The sequence below is a fragment of the Clostridium thailandense genome, assembly GCF_019207025.1.
Taxonomy (GTDB): Bacteria; Bacillota; Clostridia; order Clostridiales; family Clostridiaceae; genus Clostridium_AM; species Clostridium_AM thailandense.
Window position 1 is genome coordinate 1 of sequence record NZ_JAEEGC010000100.1, and the last position, 19953, is coordinate 19953.

Here is a 19953-nt window from a genome sequence, read left to right on the forward strand (position 1 = left end):
ATTGTCTGACTTTCCTCTTGGGTCGAAGTCTGAACCACCTTTACCTCCGCCTATTGGAAGTCCTGTTAATGAATTTTTTAATATTTGTTCAAAGCCTAAGAATTTTACAATTCCTATGTACACTGATGGATGGAATCTAAGTCCTCCCTTGTAAGGTCCTATAGCTCCGTTGAATTGTACTCTGAATCCACGGTTAACCTGCAAATTACCGTTATCATCTACCCAAGGAACTCTGAACATAATTTGTCTTTCTGGTTCACAGAATCTTTCAAGTAAGTTTTCATCCATGTACTCAGGATGCTTTTCAAATACTGGTCCTAAAGAGCTTAAAACCTCTTCAACTGTTTGTAAAAATTCTGGTTCATTTCCGTTTCTTTTTTTAACATTTTCAATTACTCCATTAATATAAGCCGTTACTCTTTCTTTTGTCATTTTAAAGACCCTCCCCATAATATATATATATTATTCATTACAATGTTTAAAATTGCATTGTAATGCTTTACATATTATATTATTCTCCAAAAAAAATATTTTTCCTTCTATTTTTTAAAAAAATTTGATAATAAAAAAATGTTTTTTTTAAAAAATGAAGGAGAAGTTGTAAATTTCTCCTTTAATATTAATCACTTTCTTTAAATGAATAAACTTGGTATTCTTCCCAAATATTTTCCAGATCTGAGAATGTAGATGATATCTTTTCTTTTTCTCTTAATCCAATAGCTATTATCAATGCATTTATTACACTTAAAGGTGCAACCAAAGAATCTACGAAGGAAGCCATATTACTTTGCGCTATTAATGTATAATCCGCTCTAGCTGCTAATGGTGACAGTAAGCTGTCAGTAATAGCAACAACTTTTGCATTTCTACTTTGAGCAAATGCTAATGACTCAATAGTTCTTGCTGCATATCGTGGAAATCCTATACCTATAACTAAATCCCCTTCAGCTACATTAATCATTTGTTCAAATATATCACTGATTCCATAACCAACAACCTTAACATTGTCTGAAATTAGGCTTAAATAAAAACCTAAAAATTCAGCAAGTGCCGTTGAACTTCTAAGACCAATAATATATATCTTTTTTGCAGCAAATATGCTATTTACAACATCTTCAAAAGTCTTATGATTTATCTTTTCAAGAGTTGCTCTTATATTTTCCATATCTGATTTTAGAACACCTTTTAATGCACTTTCTTCACTAACGAAATCGTTAGATAGTTCAATTCTCTGAACTGTAGTAAGTTTATTTTTTATTAATTCCTGAAGAGCCTTTTGTAATTTAGGATATCCAGTAAATCCAAGTTCATTTGCAAATCTAACTACTGTTGACTCACTTACTCCAACACTTACTCCAAGCTTGGCTGCTGTCATAAAAGCAGCTTTATCATAATGTTTTAAAATGTATTCAGCAATTAGTTTTTGTCCCTTACTAAGTCTAGGGAACTTAACCTGAATGGTTCTCATCAAATCTTGTTTATTTCCATCTTCCATGTTACTTCAATCCTTTCTTCCTTATCCCCTTTTTTTTGCAATATGCATGAAATATTTACTTCATTTTATCATCTATTGAACTCATTTTCAATACACCTTTCAATTGTTAATCACTTTTCTTTGTAAATATTTATTATATGCTTGTCATTTTTTTCTGTTATCCCAAATACAAGGTCGTGTTCACTTAAATTTTTATTTAAGAAATCAACAACTTTATACATTTCATCATAATAAGTAAATTCTTTCGCTGCTATTAATTCTAATTCATCTTTCATAAATGATTTTTATCAAATTATCCATTTGATAAAAATTTTCACCTCCAATTATTTTTTTTCTATTACCACTAAAAGCGGGGGATTATTGTCTCTATTTAAAAAGGAATGAACTATAACTCCATATTTATTTTTCGGAAGATTTTTAACATAGTTTAGAACAACTTCTTCTTCCTTTTTCCCTTCTTCATGACCTCTATAAATAGCTATTGTCACAAGAGCACCTTTTTCTAATACATCTAAACCTGTTTCTAAACTTCTTAAGGTTGACTGCCATTTTGTCGTTATTTCTTTATCACCTCCAGGTAAAAATCCCAAATTATACATTATACAATCTACTTTTTCCTTTATGTATTCATCAAAATTCTCATGCGAATCATTTATCAAGCAGACATTACTTTTATTCTTTTCTTTGTATTTGTCAATTGCCTGTTTTTGAATATCAAAGGCATAAACCTTTGAGAAATTCTCACCTAAAAAATCACTATCATGTCCATTTCCAAGTGTTGCATCCACTGCAATATTGAAATTAATACAAAATTCTCTTATTATATAATGCGATAATTTGCTAACATCTGTAACATATCTATACATAGTCTCTACTCCTTATACATATTATATAGTCCAATTACCGTTAAATTATCAATTTATTAAAATATATTATTTTGTTGAATTTGACTGACAAACTCTCAAAATCAATTATTGCTCATTATAATGTTTTTAAATAATTTATCTCTTCTTCAGTTAGAAACCTCCATTTTCCCTTAGATAGATTTCCAAGTTTTATAGTTCCTATTTGTATTCTTTTCAAAGTTAACACAGGATGACCTATAGCTTCGCACATTCTCCTTATTTGCCTATTTTTACCTTCATGGATTATTATTTTTACCTCAACGCATTCTTTACTGCTTCTTAAGACTTGAAATACTGCTGGTGCTGTAATATATCCATCTATATCTACTCCATTTCGGAACTTTTCTATATCTTCTTTTAATGGTATTCCTTTAATGACTGCTATATAGGTTTTTTTCTTTTCTTCTCTTGGATGTATTATTTTATTATAAATCTCTCCATCATTAGTGAGAAGTATTAAGCCTGAAGTATCATAATCTAGTCTTCCTATAGGATAAACTCGTTCTTTTACCTGTACTAAATCTATAATAGTTTTTCTTCCTTTTTCGTCTTTTACAGTAGACACGTATCCTTCCGGCTTATTTAAGGCTATATAAACCTTATTTCCTTCAGGTTTTATCCCTTTGTTATCAACAGTAATTTTATCACTTTCTCCGTCAACCTTACAACCTAATTCATTAACAACTTTATCATTTACTTTAACTCTTCCTTGCAAAATGATTTCTTCACATTTTCTTCTTGAGGCCACTCCACATTTAGCCATATATTTCTGCAATCTTTCTTTCATGGTTATCACCTTTCCCAATTTCCCAATTATATGCACGATTTCCTACTATACTAATTTATAATTAAATTATCATACATGCAAGTCAAATTTTAAAAATTTAAGCAATATAACTTTTATATTATCTAAAAAAAGAAAGCATAGGCAAACCTAATCTATATTTTAAGTCACCTATACTTTACTTTTATTAATTAACTATCTTATTGATTTATTGTCTATTTCTCTCTTAATTTCTTCTGCTGTTAACCCATCCGCAATTATTTGAGGAACTTTAGTCTTAGTATCCTCATACCCCATAACATTTACACTTCCGCCTGTTACAACAACAGCATCAAATTGATCATAAAATTTCGAATTTTCTATACTATTCATCTCAAATTCACGTACACTATATCCTTGATTTGACAGATACTGTTCAACATCTCCTAAACCTTTTTCAACTGCAACTTTTTTCACATTCAACACCTCCAACATTATTTTTCACAAAAACAATAAAAGTAATTCATAATTTTTTATTAAAGGTATCTCATAGGTTTACTATAAACTTCTATCAATATCATTAAATCCATCTTTAAACCAGTGTTGAATTGATTTATAAATAGCCCTATCCTCTCCTTCAGCCTCTGAATATGTTTTTAACTTTTTATATCTTGTTATATTCATCGCCAAGTGATTAATAGCATAAAAAGTTATATTATCTACAGATATATTAGGCCTAATAATATCCTCTCCTCTATTACAAGCACTAGTTGATGAAAAATTTATCAGCCTTCTACAATTAAAAGGTCTTACTTCATATATGGAACATGTATTGTCACTGGATAAGAAAATACACGGTATACGTTTATCGCTAAATGATTTAATAGAATCATTTACATTATTGTTTTTAAGTAAATCCTTATATGTAGGCAACTCATTTATAGTCTCTTTTATTTTATTATTAAGATTAAAAATTTCTTCTTCACTAAAGTTTTTTAATAAATACTCTCTTATTAAATCAGCTTCAATAACTGTACAATCCATATATATATGGCAACAATTACTGCATCCTTTTTGACATGAAGCATAGTTTAAAAAAGGTCTTGTACCCTCTTCTCCAATTTTATATAAATATTTAATGTATTCTTTTCCCTTACTAACACTTAATTCCTTATTCAAAATCTCTTTTAGCAAAAAGTTAGATATATGATTATAAAGTTCATTAGTCTTTGTATAATTAAAAATAATCTCTCGATTTTCATAATTTTTACCTAAAGTTTTATACTGAAAGTTTTTATTTAAACAACATTCTTTATACCTCAAGCCACTGCCGCAGATACACTGTTGATTAGGCAATAACTTAATTTTTTTCTCACTACTATATAAGTTTTCTTTCATACGTCACCTCATAATATAAAATATTTTATATCATATAAACTCTACTATTCTTAGATATTTACTGTATTCTGAAACTTATTTTCCAGAATATATACATTCAAATACATTTATATTATATCAGTGATACTATGTATTTTAAAGAATATATAGAAAACTAAACCAGACTCTTAACTTATACTATGAGAATCATTGGCAATGTTTAAAAAATATTTAGCTTGTGTTAACTGTTACCAATAAATATTTTTTATAAGTTAAGTGTCGGTCTTAAATGCCTATAAATTTATTCTTCTTTATCTAACTTTTCTCTCATATGAGCAATTTCATCTTCTGTTAATCTTGTCTTCTTCATAACTTCTCCCATGCACACACCTTTAGTAAATAACTCTTGAGCATATTCTTTGGTTTCTTTATACCTATTGTCTTTATAGTTATCATTCATACTTTTTTCACACTCCTTTCAAGATTATTTTTTCTTATATTAAATTTTAATATTCTTTACTTACAAATAAAATTGAATAAAACTCTTTAAATTTTTATTATGCAGGTATACGCAATTGTTATAAAAAAACAAGCTTGAAATATTTATCTATTTCAAGCTTGTTTTTTCTATTAATCATTATTCAACTTCCTGAATACTTATCTGCCTAACGTGTTTTGTATGGCTCCATTCTTTATTATTTTTGTCCATTATTCCTTGAATTGTTATTGGAATCCAAGTCAATGTATATATACCATATAATAAATACCATACAAATATTTTCAATGAACGCTTTCTATCAATCATACCTATTATAATAATAAATATCGCAATATAAGCAATAGTAGCAAAAATTGTATATTCAAACGTTGGAGTTACAGATGCATTCATATTTTTATCCATAGTAATGGCCGATAAGTGATATGCACTTAAGACTTTAGGATATTTATCTCTCAAAAATGCGAAAACTTGCAAAAATACAACTATGTTTAAAGAGTACAAAGTGAAAGCTGCAAACATTTTTTTAGATAATTTTGACTCTAAAACCATAACCAATGGTGTAAATAAAAATTGACATATGCTAAATATTATCCACACATTTGGATTACTGATTAATTGATTCATAGTAGGTATTCCTAAACCAGTACTATTATTCTGAAGTAATGTTAATACTGCTGAAACTCCTATAAATAAGGTTAGATAAGGCTGCATTGTATAAAGAGCGCAATCCAACGCCACAAAATTTCTTTCTTTTATAGCCTTTTTCATAAGCTTCAAAAAAAATCTTGATGATACATCAGCAAAGCCTTGCATCCATCTCTTTCTTTGATTCCATGACTGTTTTAAAGTTAAAGGTTTTTCATCATAAACTACAGCGTTATGAGCCCAACCTACTTTATGACCATTAAGTACCAATTTACATGTGAATTCTAAATCCTCTGTAAGACAAGTAGAACCCCAACCAAGTTTTTTTAATATTTCTGTATCTAAACAAAAACCAGTACCACCTATTTGGCTAGACAATCCTAAATTTTCCCTACCTAACTGAAACAATCTATTAGTTGCCCAGAATGATATAGAATAGGATTGAGTTATCCAAGAATCATCTGGATTTTTACTATCTATGTAACCTTGAACAACTTTATAACCTTTAAGTAACTTATAATTCATTTCCTTAAGGAAATTTTTCGAAACCAAGTTATCTGCATCAAAAATAGCTATAGCATCATACTGAGTATCCATTCTAAAGATTATATCAAACATCCATTCTAATGCATACCCTTTTCCCCTCTTATCTGGAACTTTTCTTTCATATACATTTCCGCCGTGCCTTCTAGCAATATCAGCAGTCTCATCCGTACAGTTATCTGCAATAACAAAGATATCATATAGCTCTTTAGGATAATCCAGTTCCTTAAGACTATCTACAATTTTACCCACAACCATTTCTTCATTATGCGCTGCCACTAATAATGCAAATTTCTTTTGAAGTTTACAGTTATCTACTTCCCTATCATCTTTTTTGTAGAAACCAAACAAAGAAAGCATTAAGTAGTACATAGTTATTGTAAAGACAGATATTTGAAAAATAGTTATAGACTTAGTTGTGATACCTATAACAAAACTGACAATAAATTTTAAAATAGACTCTTTCATTAAAAAAATCCTTTCTTTTATATTATCTATTAGTTATCTACTATATATAAAATATCGTATATCATAATACCACAAATTTCTCCTATTAAGGTGTATGTCGCAATTTTCTGATTATTAATTTTTATTATATTTATTATATTGTATAGCATTTTTTTATAGTTATTTATTTTAATATCAATAAAAACTATACTTTCAAATATACCATTATGCTATAATTTATTTAATAATTCTTTAGTTTATTTAATTAGTTGGTCTTCCATATATTAATTTAACCAAATATTAATAATAATATAATTATGTTATTAAGTTTATTTTGAGAGGATGATAACAAGATGAAAAATTTAATTGATTGCAAAGGTTTAAAGTGCCCTCAGCCAGTTATTAATACAAAAAAATACTTTGATTCCATCCAAGAAGGTCAAGCTACTGTAGTAGTAGATAATGAGGTATCTAAAAACAATGTTGCTAAGTTCGCTGAAGGTAATGGATTTAGCTGCAACATTGAAGAAAAAGAAAATTTATACTATATTACTATTACCAAAGGAGCTTCTTGCAAACTTATGAGTTCAGATACCAAAAAACTTACAATTGTTATTTCAAATAATAGAATGGGTCTTGGCGATGACACTTTAGGTGCAACCTTAATGAAAAGTTACCTATATGCTCTTTCCGAAAGTGAAAACTTGCCTTCAGACTTGATATTTTTAAATGCCGGAGTTAAACTTGCCATAAAAGGCTCTGACTGCCTAGATAGTATAAATAAACTTTCAGAAAAAGGTGTTAATATATTAAACTGCGGAACTTGCTTGGACTTCTATGGCCTAAAAGAAGAACTGGCAGTTGGCGAAATTACTAATATGTATACAATAGTAGAAAAAATGAACTCATCAGATAATACTATAAAACTTTAATATAAAGAGACTGTCCTAAAACTAAGTTAATTTTAGGACAGTCCCTTTATATTAAATCTAATCCATATATATCTTCTCTTCTATGTTTAAAAACAGGTATTGCTTCTCTAACTTCTTCTATATAATCAAGATCTATTTCTTCTATAATTATACCTTCATTCTCATCTAATTTATTTATAATGTTTCCCCAAGGATTAGCTACTAAAGAATTTCCATAGGCTACATAAGAATAATTCATATTTCTAGCCGGTGATATTCCCGCTACATATATTTCATTATCTAAAGCTCTACTTTTAAATAAAGTTTCCCAATGAGCAGGTCCCGTTGTCATATTAAATGCAGCAGGAACGAATACTATCTTAGCTCCTTTTAGGGCCATAATTCTGATTAGCTCCGGAAATCTTATATCGTAACATATTGCCACACCAATTTTCCCATATTCAGTTTCAATAATAGTTATATCTTTTCCTCCAGTTAATACTTCTGATTCTTTAAAAGATATTTTATTCTTTACATCAATATCAAATAAATGAATTTTTCTATGTTTTCCTACCAAAATTCCTTTGTTATTAAAAATAAATGAGGTGTTATATACTTTGCCTTCATCATCTAATTCTGGAATTGAACCACCAACAAGATAGATATCTTTTTCTTTTGCAACATCAGAAAGCATATTTATAGTTTCTCCATTTTTAAAACCCTCAGCATATTTTCTAAAATTTTTGTTATCATACGGACAATTAAACATTTCAGGTAATGAAACAATCTTGGCTCCCTTATCTGCAGCTTCGCATATCATCTTTCTTGCCTTATCTATATTTTCTTTTTTAGAATTCTCTGTAACCATCATCTGACATAAGCCTATTTTAAATTTTTTCACTTTTGCCCCTCCTATCTAACACCTTTATTATTCTAACCTAATTCATATAAGTATTATATCATCTTATTTAACACCTAGTTAAGAATAAAAGTAAATAATATAGATTCTTTATACTAACTCATTTTTGGGGTTGCTCATATTGACATTTACCTATACTATTATATACTATATGAAGTAAAACATTAGATTTTTAAATTAACAATATAGAGAATAGAACTAGAAATTAAGCTTATCCCAAGGTATATACTTAAAACATTTAACGTACTGAAGGTTAATATAGGATTCAAGACCAGAAACTTAACTTATACGCAGGGAGATGTTTCCAAAACTGAAGGCACATATAAAAACTTTTTTATCATTATTAGCTCAGCATTTTAGAAAATCTTAGAATCTCTGATATGTTTGAGGTACGAGTTTATCAGAGATTCTTAGATTTTCAAAATGCTAAGCTTTAGAATGATTAAAAGTTTTTATAGTGCTGAAGGTTGGAAACATCTCCCGGAGTGTAAGTTAAGCTTCGACCGTGCACCCCTATATTAACCTCAGGATAAGCCAAATGTCGTCGGTACATCTCTATAAGTTTAAAATAAGAGGAGATAAATCATGAAACAACATTCACTTTCAAGAACTGAACTGTTAATAGGTAAGGAAGCTCTTCAAAAACTATCCAATAGTAAAATCGTAGTTTTTGGACTAGGTGGTGTAGGAAGTTTTACACTCGAAGCTCTAGCAAGAGCTGGTGTTGGCCATCTAATATTAGTAGATGATGATACTATTTGTTTAACTAATATAAACAGACAAATACATGCCACCTTTGAGACAATCAGTAAATCAAAGGTACAAACTTTACGTGATAGAGTTTTATCTATAAACCCTAAATGTAATGTTGAGATTCATCAAACTTTCGTAAAGGAAGACAATATAGAAGAAATAATTCCTCTAGACGCCGACTATGTTATAGATGCTATAGACACTGTTTCTTCTAAGCTTTCATTAATAGTTTGGTGTAATGAACATAATATAAATATTATAAGTTGTATGGGTACCGGGAATAAACTTGATCCTACTAGATTTAAAATTACTGATATATATGATACTAAAATATGTCCATTAGCAAAAGTCATGAGATATGAACTTAGAAAAAGAGGCATCAAAAGCTTAAAAGTACTTTATTCTGATGAAATGCCTATTAAACCGAAATTAGAAGAAGTTATTACCTGTAAAGAAGGTTGTGTATGCTCAGGCGGAACAAAAAAATGTACTGCTAAAAGGCAAATACCTGGAAGTATATCTTTTGTACCTCCTGTTGCTGGTATGATAATCGGCGGAGAAGTAATTAAGGATATTATTAGAGAATATCTATAGAGTTCCAAATTGGAACTCTATTTTTTTATATATTAACATCAAAATTTCTCTAATTAAAATTTTTACTTTAAAAAATTATAAATTGATTTTTGTAGTAAGTTTGTTATTTTAACTCACAAATTCTTTAATTTTAATAAATAATGGTAACAAAGTTATTATTTATTAAACTTTTTTGCAATTTACAATTCAATATCTTGTAATTGTAATAGTATACACTTTAAAATGTTTAAAATATAATAAGAAAATATAACTCTATAATTATATTTCACTGCAATTTTCTCTTTATTTTGAAAATTAGGTTGTTAAATTCTCCTTAAATCGTAATCGTTATTTTTTAATCAAAGTTTCTTGTCGAATTTTGTTTGTAAATTTCCTTCATTATTTCTTGTTTCAAATTTAACATTGTTCATTTTTTAATTTATTTTAGCGTTTTATTAATTTTTTTCAAAAAACTACTTATATTTTTTGAAAATCTTTGATATAATTTAGTTGCAGAGAAAAAAACTTTACATTCAAAGGGGGTATACCTTAGTGTGTTCAAATAACTTAAAAGAACAATATTTCAAAGAACTTGGTGAATTCATTGACAATCTTTCTGAAAAAGAAGGTGCGTTAATAGCTGTACTTCATAGGGCTCAACATATTTTCGGATATTTACCTCAAGAAGTACAAAAATTTGTTGCAAAGAAACTTGGAGTTCCAGTTGCAAAGGTTAACGGTGTCGTTACTTTCTATTCTTACTTTACAGAAACACCAAAAGGTAAGTATGTAATAAATGTATGTCTTGGAACTGCTTGCTTCGTTAAAGGTGCAGGAGAAGTTCTTGAAGAATTCGAAAGAAAATTAGGCGTAAAAATGGGAGAAACCACACCTGATGGGAAGTACACCGTGCAATCTTTAAGATGCGTTGGTGCATGTGGTCTTGCTCCTGTAGTTACTGTAAATGATAAGGTTTACGGTCACTTCACAAAACAAATGGTTGATAAAATTTTAGATGAGTATAATGAATAGGGGGTAGCAGCATTGAATAAAATCAATTCTTATGAAGAGCTCCAAAAACTTTCTCAGGATTATTCAATAAAGTTAAAAATGAGAAAATCTTCCCATGAGGAAGAGGTCGCTGTTGAAAATAAAAGATGTGAACGTTTTATAACTGTTTGTGGTGGAACAGGATGTAAATCTTCTGACAGTGATAAGATTATTGAAAATTTACAGGCTGAAATAGACAAAGCTGGATTATCCAAAGAAGTTACAGTAGCTGTTACTGGATGCTTTGGATTCTGTGAAAAAGGACCTATAGTTAAAATAAGTCCTGATAATGCATTTTATGTACATGTTACACCAGATGATGCAGCAGAAATAGTTAATGAACATTTATTAAAAGGTAAAATAGTTGACAGACTCCTTTATGAAGAACCAACTATAAAAGAAAAAGTTAAAAGACAAGACGAAATGTCTTTCTATAAAAAACAACAAAGAATTGCTCTTAGAAACTGTGGTTTAATAAATCCTGAAGATATAACTGAAGCAATTGGAGAAAAAGGTTATTTAGCACTTGGAAAAGTTTTAACACAGATGACTCCAGATGATGTTATTAAGGTTATGATTGATTCGGGCCTAAGAGGTAGAGGAGGCGGCGGTTTCCCTACAGGCAAAAAATGGCAATTTGCTAAAGCATATAAATCAGATCAAAAATATGTAATCTGTAATGCTGATGAAGGTGATCCAGGTGCATTCATGGATCGTTCAATACTTGAAGGAGATCCAAACAGCGTGCTAGAAGCTATGGCAATTGCAGGATATGCAATAGGAGCTACTAAAGGCGTTATATACATCAGAGCTGAATATCCTCTTGCTGTTAACAGATTAATGATAGCATTAAAGCAGGCTAAAGAACTTGGCCTTCTTGGCGAGAACCTTTTTGGAACAGGATTTGACTTTGATATAGATATAAAATATGGTGCTGGTGCTTTCGTATGTGGTGAAGAAACAGCTTTAATCCACTCAGTAGAAGGCTGCCGTGGTGAGCCTACAAATAAGCCACCATTCCCAGCAGAAAGTGGACTTTGGAATAAGCCTACATGCGTAAATAACGTTGAAACATATGCTAATATTCCAGCAATAATAAATAACGGTGCTGACTGGTATAGTTCAATCGGTACTGCTACTTCTAAAGGTACAAAAGTTTTTGCTCTTGCAGGAAAAATTAACAACGTTGGTCTTGTAGAAGTTCCAATGGGTACTACCTTAAGAGAAATAATCTACGATATCGGTGGAGGAATTAAAAACGGACGTAAGTTTAAATCAGTTCAAACTGGCGGACCTTCTGGTGGTTGTATACCTGCTGCAGACTTAGATATTGCAATAGATTATGAATCCTTAACATCGATAGGATCTATGATGGGTTCAGGTGGAATGATAGTTATGGATGAAGATAACTGTATGGTTGACATAGCTAAATTCTATCTAGAGTTTACTGTAGAAGAATCTTGTGGAAAGTGTACCCCATGCAGAGTTGGAAATAAACGTATGCTTGAAATGTTAACTAAAATAACTAATGGACAAGGTACTGAGCAAGATTTAACAAACTTAAAAGAATTAGCACAAACAATAAAAGATACCTCACTTTGCGGTCTTGGACAAACTGCACCAAACCCAGTATTAAGTACAATGAAATACTTCTGGGATGAGTATACTGCTCATGTATATGATAAGAAATGTCCTGCAGGTGTTTGTAAGAACTTAGTTAACTATGAAATTGTTGAAGATAAATGTATAGGATGTACTAAGTGTAAGAGAAATTGTCCTGCATCATGTATTGAGGGTAACGTTAAAGAAGCACACAAAATTGATCAATCTAAGTGTATCAAATGTGGTGCATGCTTCACTGGTTGTCCAGTTGATGCAATAATTAAAAAATAATGCTGGAAAATTTTTAAGAAAGAGGTGGACGTTTTGAGTTTAGTTACTCTTACTATAAATAACAAACAAGTACAAGTAGAACAGGGATCTACTATACTACAAGCAGCAAAACTACTTGAAATTAACATACCAACATTATGTCATTTAAAACTACACGATGGATCCGAAAACAAACCTGGCTCCTGTAGAGTATGTGTGGTTGAAGTGGAAGGAAGAAGAAACCTAGCTCCAGCCTGTACTACTCCTGTATTTGAAGGAATGATTGTAAAAACAAATTCTATAAAAGCTATAAAAGCTCGTAGAACAGTGGTAGAGCTTCTTTTATCAGACCATCCACAAGACTGCTTACTTTGTGAGAAGAATACTAATTGTGAACTTCAAAAATTAGCAGCTGATATGGGTATACGCGAAGTTAAATACAAAGGTGAAATGTCTACTTATCCTAAAGATCTATCTAGTGCTTCAATTGAGCGTAATTTAGATAAATGTATCTTATGTAGAAGATGTGAATCTGTATGTAATGAAATACAAACAGTATCTGTTTTATCAGCTGTTAACAGAGGTTTTACTACTGTTGTTTCCCCTGCTTTTGGTATGCCAATGGTTGATACAAATTGTACTTTCTGCGGTCAATGTGTATCTGTTTGTCCAACTGGTGCGTTAACTGAAGTTAATAATACTTCAAAAGTTTGGGATGTATTAAACAATAAAGATAAGTTTGTTATAGTTCAAACTGCACCTGCTGTAAGAGCAGCTCTAGGTGAAGAATTTGGAATGGAAGTTGGAAAAGCAGTTACAGGTAAAATGGTAGCAGCACTTCGTTCTCTTGGATTTGACAAAGTTTTTGATACTGATTATGCTGCTGACTTAACTATAATGGAAGAAGCAACAGAATTAATGGGAAGAATCCAAAATGGCGGAAGACTTCCAATGCTTACAAGCTGTTGTCCTGGTTGGATAAACTTCTTCGAGCATGAATTCTCAGATTTACTAGATGTTCCATCTACTTGTAAATCACCACAACAAATGTTTGGCGCAATGGCTAAGAGTTATTATGCTGAAAAAATGAACATAGACCCAAAAGATATGGTTGTAGTTTCAGTAATGCCTTGCTTAGCTAAAAAATATGAAGCAGCAAGAGAAGAAATGAACAACGATGTAGATATAGTTATAAGTACTAGAGAGCTAGCTAAAATGATAAAAGAAGCTGGAATTCATTTTGAATCCTTAAAGGATGAAGATTTTGACAGCCTTCTTGGAGAATCTACCGGTGCAGGAGTAATATTCGGCGTTACTGGTGGAGTTATGGAAGCAGCTCTACGTACAGCATATGAATGGATAACTGGCGAAAAATTAGATGATGTAGAATTTACAGTTATTCGTGGCTTTGATGGAATAAGAGAAGCTACAATAAAAATTAAAGATTTAGAAGTAAAAGCTGCTATTGCTAGCGGACTTGGAAATGCTCGTAAACTTCTTAATAAGATAAGAGCAGGAGAAGCAAATTACCAAATAATAGAAATCATGGCTTGTCCTGGTGGATGCATAGATGGAGGCGGTCAGCCATATGTACACGGCCACTATGATATCTTAACTAAGAGAGCAAATGCACTATATGAAGAAGATAGAAATAAACCTTTAAGAAAATCTCATGAAAACCCTGCTATAATTCAGACTTATAAGGAATACTTGGGTAAACCAAATAGTGAAAAAGCTCATAAGCTACTTCACACTCATTATAGTTGTCGTGAATGTTAATTTGTTTAGCCCTAATCCCTAAAACCCTAAGAAGTATTAGGATTATTTAACAAAAGGGTGTCTCAAAATTATTTTGAGACACCCTCTTCTAATTGTTTTAAAGATAAGTAACCGTAACCTTTTTCCCAAGCTCCTCCATGACCTTACACAATTCATCTATAAGCTTTAATTTAATACTAAAATCCGAAGGAAAATTCGGATCTTGGTGTGCAGGATTCACAGCTCTTCCTACCCAAAGGTTTAAATGAGTACACTCTTCTATTAATACTCTTCCTAAAGTTGAAACCCCATCTTTACCATGAAAGTTAACAGTTTCATAATCTAATGAAAAAGGCCCAATATACTTCTTTATTTTTTCTAAGACTTTAGTTAAAGTCAAGACCCCTTCAGTGATTAAATCTATGCCTTCCATTTCCGCTGTTGGAGGTATATCTTTATCTAAAAAATCTAAATTCACTTTAAGTTCTCTATTAAGTTCTCTCTCTGCAATATTAGCTGTTGTTCCACCACATATAATCTTTTTGCCTGTACATTTCATAAAATTTTTCATAGCATAGCTATCTTCATCTTTGTTTTTTGGCGGTCCTATAAAAATATTTATATAGGATGGTCTTCTTAACTTTATAGTGACCACTGTAGCATCGTCTCCTGGTTTTTTATCATATAAATCCCAACAAACCCCCAATAAATCTTTAGTAAAACTTTGAGAACTTAACTTTTCTTTCGATTTCTTTTTTAGATAATTTTGAACATCTTTCCACTGCCATCCTAAGTTCAATATATCACCTAATCCAGCATGGATGACACCGTCACTTACTACTGTTAAAATATCCTCCTCTTGTAATTTTATATTACTTTCTGTAATTTTCCTTTCATTTATATTTAAATGTTTTTTATCTATGTGTACTGCTTCCCCTTTACTCATCATAAATATAGGAGGATTGTGATATTCTGCAATATAAGCCTCTCCATTATCATATATCTTAATTAAAGTAAATGTAGAATAAGCTATATTTCTCACTTTACAAACAGGTAATGTATTTGCTATTGTATCCACGGTTTCATATATATCTGCGCCCTCTTTAAGCATAGTTCCTGCTATTTTCGAAGTTAACGTAGCCAGTATATTTGCCTTTACACCACTCCCAAGTCCATCAGCCATAACAATAATAGTACACTTGTCCATCCTAATTACATTTACCATATCCCCTGGAAGTTCTTCTTTATGTTTTATTAGAGTTCCGTAAGCCACATCTATAAAATATTCCATTAAGTTTCTTACCTCCTTTTAAAAACAAATTATTGCTACAATATAATATCACTTTCACCTTCAACAATCTTTTTAAGCTTAGTTAAGGTTATTTTTGTCTCTGCAGTAGTTTCCCCTAGAAGGCTAGCTATTTCTTGTGCCACTCTCATCTGCTTGTCAATTACTTGTTGTGCAGCATTTATAGTATTTTCCTTAAGTTCAATTAATTGCTGCTTATGCTTTTCTTCTTTAGTTATATCTACCATTGCTACCATAACTATATCCTGTTTTGGAAGATATATTGCAGTTTCAATAAAATCTAAATTATACTTAGGATAAGAAACCTTTTTACTTATTATGCTTTTCCCAGTCTCCTTTACATATCTAAAATCATCATCATTAATTAATATTGATATAGGCTTATTTATAACATTCTCACATTTTACCATAAAAGCAGCTTCTCCTGCCGGGTTTATATCTTTAATTCTCATATCTCCATCTAACAATATATTACAATTAAGTGTATTTTCAAATATGACATTTCTTAAGCTTTCAGCTCTGTTTCTCATATAATGAAGACACATTCCAATCTCAGCCATGCCTTCAAATACAGCTTGGGCCTTTTCTCTACAAGTGTTATATCCACATACCCCACAATTCAGTTCATCTTCTGGACTATATTTCCCCATCTCTTTCATTATTTTTGCTATTTGTTCCTCACTAGCAATATTTTTAGGAATGCTCTTATCAATAAATGTTCTTGAGAAATCTATTTTATCATCTACCTCAACACTTTCCTTACTTCTTTCTTCCGTGCATTTAATATATTTTTTTACTCTCTGTACTCTCTTATAATATCCCTTTTCACTATTAACCATGCTCGGACCACCTATACAGCTTCCTTTACATGAGCTAACCTCCATAAAAGCATTTACTACTTCTCCTTTTTCTATACTTTTAAATAATTCAATACATTCTTCTATACCAGTCACGGATATTACTTCTAAATCTTTTTTTCCTAATACTTCCCGAATACACTCTGTAATACCTCCAAAAAGAGGATAATTCCTGTCCCCTTTTAAGCAACTGCTATCAAATTGATAATCTTCTAGGCCATTTATATCTATACCTATATTATCTACCCAGTCCTTTAATTCTTCAAAAGTTATAACTGCATCTATTGTTTCTTTGTTCGAAAAACCATGTGACTCAATTTTTTTTGCAACACAAGGTCCAATAAATACTATAAAACTATCTTCACCATATGCCTTTCTCATAACTTTTCCGTGTGCTATCATAGGTGATACTATTGGTATCATATATTTAATTAAGTTAGGATAATACTTTTCTATTATATAGTTAACCGACGGACATGCTGTAGAAATATAGTTATTTATTTCACAATTCTCTATATACTGACTGTACATATTAGAAACTATCTTCGCTCCCACAGCAGTTTCTTCTACATACAAAAATCCTAATTTCTTTAATATACCTACAAATTGATTTGGTTTTACATCAAATACTCCAGCAAAAGATGGTGCTACAGTTGCCACAACTTTTTTACCACAGGTTATTGCATTCTTAACTTTTTCCAAATCGCTTACTATATGTCTTGCTTCTTGAGGACAAATACCAAGACAATGACTACATGCAATACATCTATCTTCTACAATCTCAGCTTGTTCATCCTTAAATTTAATTGCTTTTACAGGACAAGAACGGAGGCACTTATAACAATTTTTACAATTCGCCTTAGAGAAGTCCATGTATTTCATTAATTAATACCTCCTAAAACATGTTCTTTAAAGAAGCTATCTACATTATCTGTACTAACGGAATAAATTTTATTTTCTTCTTCAATAGATACAGAAACTTCTGGAGTACAGCGCCCTAAACAAAAAGCACCTTTCAATTTTACCTTGTCCTCTATTTTATATTCTTTAATTAAACTTTGAATTCTATTGATTACATCGTAAGAACCTTTAATTTGACAAGCACTTCCTACACAGACACTTATAGTTAACATAAATAATCACTCCCAATAATTTAAAATTTATAAACTCTTTTTTCTAGTTAAAATCTCAAATCTATAAACCTATCATTACTTGTTTATTTTTTATCATATATATTAATTATAGTACAGACTACAAATTAATTATAGTACAGACTACAAATTTTTTCATTAAAATCTAAACTTTTAAATATATTTTTTAAAAGTTTATTATATATCCTTCAATATTTCTAAATCTTTAATATAATTTAAATTTGTAAACATGTCTAAATTTTCACTATATTTTCGAACAGTTTCTTCTGTTATATATTTTATATTAGAATTTTTAATTATATCATAAAGCACAAGGTTATTTTCTTTTATCCCATTTTGAAAATTCTTTATCAAATCTTTTGAATAGAAAGCATAAAGCGGCTCAATCCAATTGTTATGCTTACACATTAAACCATCATAATTCCCATCCTTTATAACTTCCATTATATATCTTATGAAATTAACATTAATTTTGGGCATATCACAAGCCAAAAAAAATGCATATTTTGATTCTGAATATTTTAATCCTGTATATATTCCCCCTGCTGGCCCATAATTTCTTTCTATATCTTCAACAACCTTATATTTCAAATGCTTGAATTTCTCTCTGTTTTCTGTTACTAATATTATCTCATCAAATATTTTTTCTAACTTTTCACAAACAATTTCTATAAGTAACTTACCTTTTATCTCAATTAAACTTTTATCAAATCCCATCCTACTGCTCTTGCCACCACATAAAATAACTGCTGTACCAACTTTTTTCACATTAACTGCTCCCCTCTATTTTTAGACTTTGGTTTTATAATACCATAAAAGTCCTAAAATTTACTTATAAATATAATAAATAAACTTTAGGACTATATATACCATGTTTTGAACTAAATATTTAACCTTTTACACATGAATCTAAAAACTCAGAAAATCTCATTAAATCTTCCTCAGTATCAAAGGTTCCCTGAGCCCTTTGAGCATTTCCTCCTCCTTTTCCATTAAATTCTTTTATATTTTCTTTAAATATCTTCCCACAATTTATATCTAATGATGTTCCATTCATAAAAATTATTTTTTTATCAGCTGCAGAAGATAAAATTAATACATGTTCTTTATTATTTATTACTGATGCTATTAATTGTACATCATCAAAACTTTTATCATTATATTCTTTTAAAATTATCTTTGAGTTTTCAGCTTCAAGCTGCTTTGCCTCATTTTCCGCAAATACTCTTTTCAATTTAGCTATTTCTCTCTTTAAAGCATCAAGTTCCGAGCACTGTGTCATTACCCTATCAAATAAATTATCCTCATCAACAGAAAAATACCTATTTAATTTTGTTATTACATTATGCTTATTTTCAAAATCTGTAAATGCCCTCTTACCACATTTACAATAAATTCTAGTCATACCCTTATATCTTTCACTTTTTATTATTTTTACTATTCCAACTTCACTGGTATAAGAAACATGAGTACCGCAACAAGCACAGCAATCCATATCCTTTACTTCTACGATTCTTATGTCTTCATCAACATTTATTTGTTTTCTTAACGGATAATTCTTACATTCTTCCTTTGAAACTATAAATGTCTTGATAGGTTCATTAGCATATATGTAATTATTAACTTCCTCTTCTATTTTAGCTACCATTTCTTCACTTATTTCATTTATGTCAATATCTACGGTTACATAATCAGTTCCAAGATGAAACCCCTTATTGTTTCCTCCGTATAATCTTAAAATGGCTCCTGACAACAGATGTTCTCCTGCATGTTGCTGCATATGATCGAATCGCCTATTAAAATCTATCTTACAAAACACCTTTTTACTTTTGGGTACTTCATCCATCTGATGATAAATTATTCCATCTTTTTCAGATACATAGGTTACCTTAATTCCATCAATTTCACCAATATCTGATGGCTGCCCTCCACCTTCTGGATAAAATATTGTTTTATCTAAAACCACTAAAACTTTCCCATTTTCATTAATTATATCAACAACCTCAGCTTCACAATCCTTTAAATAGGCATCTTTATAAAATAGTTTTTCAGTCAAATTAAACACTCCTTCCACGGTGCAAATGTTATAAATTATTTTTTTACACTTCTATTTATTTTACCACATA

20 protein-coding genes are annotated in these 19953 nt (G+C 30.2%); 5 read left to right on the top strand and 15 right to left on the bottom strand.

The window, feature by feature from the left end; all coding sequences use genetic code 11:
- The 9 genes from I6U48_RS18230 to I6U48_RS18270 form a co-directional block, all read right to left on the bottom strand.
- Nucleotides 1-432, bottom strand: a 432-nt coding sequence (locus I6U48_RS18230) for a Glu/Leu/Phe/Val dehydrogenase dimerization domain-containing protein (RefSeq protein WP_281421835.1), incomplete at its 3' end; no start/stop codon positions are given.
- A gap of 187 nt (nucleotides 433-619) precedes the next feature.
- The gene (locus I6U48_RS18235; RefSeq protein ID WP_218321903.1) at nucleotides 620-1495 is read right to left on the bottom strand and encodes a MurR/RpiR family transcriptional regulator; all 876 of its coding nucleotides are present in this window, start codon (nucleotides 1493-1495) and stop codon (nucleotides 620-622) included.
- Between the two features lie 110 nt (nucleotides 1496-1605).
- Nucleotides 1606-1770: a YpmA family protein gene (locus I6U48_RS18240; RefSeq protein ID WP_218321904.1), complete on the bottom strand. Its 165-nt coding sequence runs from the start codon at nucleotides 1768-1770 to the stop codon at nucleotides 1606-1608.
- Nucleotides 1771-1818: 48 nt separating this feature from the next.
- Nucleotides 1819-2361, bottom strand: a complete 543-nt coding sequence (gene mnmM / locus I6U48_RS18245) for a tRNA 5-(aminomethyl)-2-thiouridylate-methyltransferase MnmM (RefSeq protein WP_218321905.1) — start codon at nucleotides 2359-2361, stop codon at nucleotides 1819-1821.
- A 115-nt stretch (nucleotides 2362-2476) separates the two neighbouring features.
- Complete coding sequence (locus I6U48_RS18250; protein ID WP_218321906.1) at nucleotides 2477-3187, bottom strand: pseudouridine synthase; 711 nt, start codon at nucleotides 3185-3187, stop codon at nucleotides 2477-2479.
- A 192-nt stretch (nucleotides 3188-3379) separates the two neighbouring features.
- The gene (locus I6U48_RS18255) at nucleotides 3380-3640 is read right to left on the bottom strand and encodes a YkuS family protein (RefSeq protein WP_218321907.1); all 261 of its coding nucleotides are present in this window, start codon (nucleotides 3638-3640) and stop codon (nucleotides 3380-3382) included.
- Nucleotides 3641-3721: 81 nt separating this feature from the next.
- Nucleotides 3722-4561 carry a YkgJ family cysteine cluster protein gene (locus tag I6U48_RS18260; RefSeq protein WP_218321943.1) on the bottom strand — a complete coding sequence of 280 codons (840 nt, stop codon included), beginning with the start codon at nucleotides 4559-4561 and terminating at the stop codon, nucleotides 3722-3724.
- A 280-nt stretch (nucleotides 4562-4841) separates the two neighbouring features.
- Nucleotides 4842-5000 (bottom strand): hypothetical protein, encoded by a 159-nt coding sequence (locus I6U48_RS18265; RefSeq protein WP_218321908.1) that lies wholly within the window; start codon nucleotides 4998-5000, stop codon nucleotides 4842-4844.
- 177 nt (nucleotides 5001-5177) lie between these two features.
- A complete protein-coding gene (locus I6U48_RS18270; protein WP_376774583.1) occupies nucleotides 5178-6671 on the bottom strand; it encodes a glycosyltransferase family 2 protein in 1494 nt (497 codons plus the stop codon).
- A 356-nt stretch (nucleotides 6672-7027) separates the two neighbouring features.
- Here I6U48_RS18270 and yedF point away from each other — a divergent pair, with 356 nt between their 5' ends.
- On the top strand, nucleotides 7028-7606 hold the full coding sequence (gene yedF / locus I6U48_RS18275; protein WP_218321910.1) for a sulfurtransferase-like selenium metabolism protein YedF: 579 nt from the start codon (nucleotides 7028-7030) through the stop codon (nucleotides 7604-7606).
- A 46-nt stretch (nucleotides 7607-7652) separates the two neighbouring features.
- On the opposite strand, the gene I6U48_RS18280 is transcribed toward yedF, so the two are convergent.
- Nucleotides 7653-8486 carry a carbon-nitrogen hydrolase family protein gene (locus tag I6U48_RS18280; RefSeq protein WP_218321911.1) on the bottom strand — a complete coding sequence of 278 codons (834 nt, stop codon included), beginning with the start codon at nucleotides 8484-8486 and terminating at the stop codon, nucleotides 7653-7655.
- A 603-nt stretch (nucleotides 8487-9089) separates the two neighbouring features.
- On the opposite strand from I6U48_RS18280, the gene I6U48_RS18285 reads away from it, so the two are divergent.
- The 4 genes from I6U48_RS18285 (at nucleotide 9090) to I6U48_RS18300 (ending at nucleotide 14531) form a co-directional block, all read left to right on the top strand.
- A complete protein-coding gene (locus I6U48_RS18285) occupies nucleotides 9090-9851 on the top strand; it encodes a tRNA threonylcarbamoyladenosine dehydratase (RefSeq protein ID WP_218321912.1) in 762 nt (253 codons plus the stop codon).
- 531 nt (nucleotides 9852-10382) lie between these two features.
- Entirely contained in the window at nucleotides 10383-10862 is a 480-nt protein-coding gene (locus I6U48_RS18290) for an NADH-quinone oxidoreductase subunit NuoE family protein (RefSeq protein WP_218321913.1), read from the top strand.
- Between the two features lie 12 nt (nucleotides 10863-10874).
- Complete coding sequence (locus I6U48_RS18295) at nucleotides 10875-12773, top strand: NADH-quinone oxidoreductase subunit NuoF (RefSeq protein WP_218321914.1); 1899 nt, start codon at nucleotides 10875-10877, stop codon at nucleotides 12771-12773.
- A 33-nt stretch (nucleotides 12774-12806) separates the two neighbouring features.
- On the top strand, nucleotides 12807-14531 hold the full coding sequence (locus I6U48_RS18300) for an NADH-dependent [FeFe] hydrogenase, group A6 (protein WP_218321915.1): 1725 nt from the start codon (nucleotides 12807-12809) through the stop codon (nucleotides 14529-14531).
- A 97-nt stretch (nucleotides 14532-14628) separates the two neighbouring features.
- On the opposite strand, the gene I6U48_RS18305 is transcribed toward I6U48_RS18300, so the two are convergent.
- The 5 genes from I6U48_RS18305 to I6U48_RS18325 all read right to left on the bottom strand — a co-directional run bounded on the left by I6U48_RS18305 (nucleotide 14629) and on the right by I6U48_RS18325 (nucleotide 19883).
- The gene (locus I6U48_RS18305) at nucleotides 14629-15801 is read right to left on the bottom strand and encodes a SpoIIE family protein phosphatase (RefSeq protein WP_218321916.1); all 1173 of its coding nucleotides are present in this window, start codon (nucleotides 15799-15801) and stop codon (nucleotides 14629-14631) included.
- A 35-nt stretch (nucleotides 15802-15836) separates the two neighbouring features.
- Complete coding sequence (locus I6U48_RS18310; RefSeq protein WP_218321917.1) at nucleotides 15837-17558, bottom strand: [Fe-Fe] hydrogenase large subunit C-terminal domain-containing protein; 1722 nt, start codon at nucleotides 17556-17558, stop codon at nucleotides 15837-15839.
- Nucleotides 17558-17809, bottom strand: a complete 252-nt coding sequence (locus I6U48_RS18315; protein ID WP_218321918.1) for a (2Fe-2S) ferredoxin domain-containing protein — start codon at nucleotides 17807-17809, stop codon at nucleotides 17558-17560. Before I6U48_RS18315 ends, I6U48_RS18310 begins: the two co-directional genes overlap by 1 nt.
- 195 nt (nucleotides 17810-18004) lie before the next feature.
- Nucleotides 18005-18595, bottom strand: a complete 591-nt coding sequence (locus tag I6U48_RS18320; protein WP_218321919.1) for a molybdenum cofactor guanylyltransferase — start codon at nucleotides 18593-18595, stop codon at nucleotides 18005-18007.
- A 121-nt stretch (nucleotides 18596-18716) separates the two neighbouring features.
- The gene (locus I6U48_RS18325; protein ID WP_218321920.1) at nucleotides 18717-19883 is read right to left on the bottom strand and encodes an alanyl-tRNA editing protein; all 1167 of its coding nucleotides are present in this window, start codon (nucleotides 19881-19883) and stop codon (nucleotides 18717-18719) included.
- Nucleotides 19884-19953: the final 70 nt, after the last annotated feature.

Excerpts from the sequence above, each read along its gene's own strand:
- I6U48_RS18250 (WP_218321906.1), bottom strand. The coding sequence starts at position 3,187 with ATGAAAGAAAGATTGCAGAAATATATGGCTAAATGTGGAGTGGCCTCA.
- mnmM (WP_218321905.1), bottom strand. The coding sequence starts at position 2,361 with ATGTATAGATATGTTACAGATGTTAGCAAATTATCGCATTATATAATA.
- I6U48_RS18235 (WP_218321903.1), bottom strand. The coding sequence starts at position 1,495 with ATGGAAGATGGAAATAAACAAGATTTGATGAGAACCATTCAGGTTAAG.
- I6U48_RS18305 (WP_218321916.1), bottom strand. The coding sequence starts at position 15,801 with ATGGAATATTTTATAGATGTGGCTTACGGAACTCTAATAAAACATAAA.
- yedF (WP_218321910.1), top strand. The coding sequence starts at position 7,028 with ATGAAAAATTTAATTGATTGCAAAGGTTTAAAGTGCCCTCAGCCAGTT.
- I6U48_RS18310 (WP_218321917.1), bottom strand. The coding sequence starts at position 17,558 with ATGAAATACATGGACTTCTCTAAGGCGAATTGTAAAAATTGTTATAAG.
- I6U48_RS18260 (WP_218321943.1), bottom strand. The coding sequence starts at position 4,561 with ATGAAAGAAAACTTATATAGTAGTGAGAAAAAAATTAAGTTATTGCCT.
- I6U48_RS18285 (WP_218321912.1), top strand. The coding sequence starts at position 9,090 with ATGAAACAACATTCACTTTCAAGAACTGAACTGTTAATAGGTAAGGAA.
- I6U48_RS18265 (WP_218321908.1), bottom strand. The coding sequence starts at position 5,000 with ATGAATGATAACTATAAAGACAATAGGTATAAAGAAACCAAAGAATAT.
- I6U48_RS18240 (WP_218321904.1), bottom strand. The coding sequence starts at position 1,770 with ATGAAAGATGAATTAGAATTAATAGCAGCGAAAGAATTTACTTATTAT.
- I6U48_RS18315 (WP_218321918.1), bottom strand. The coding sequence starts at position 17,809 with ATGTTAACTATAAGTGTCTGTGTAGGAAGTGCTTGTCAAATTAAAGGT.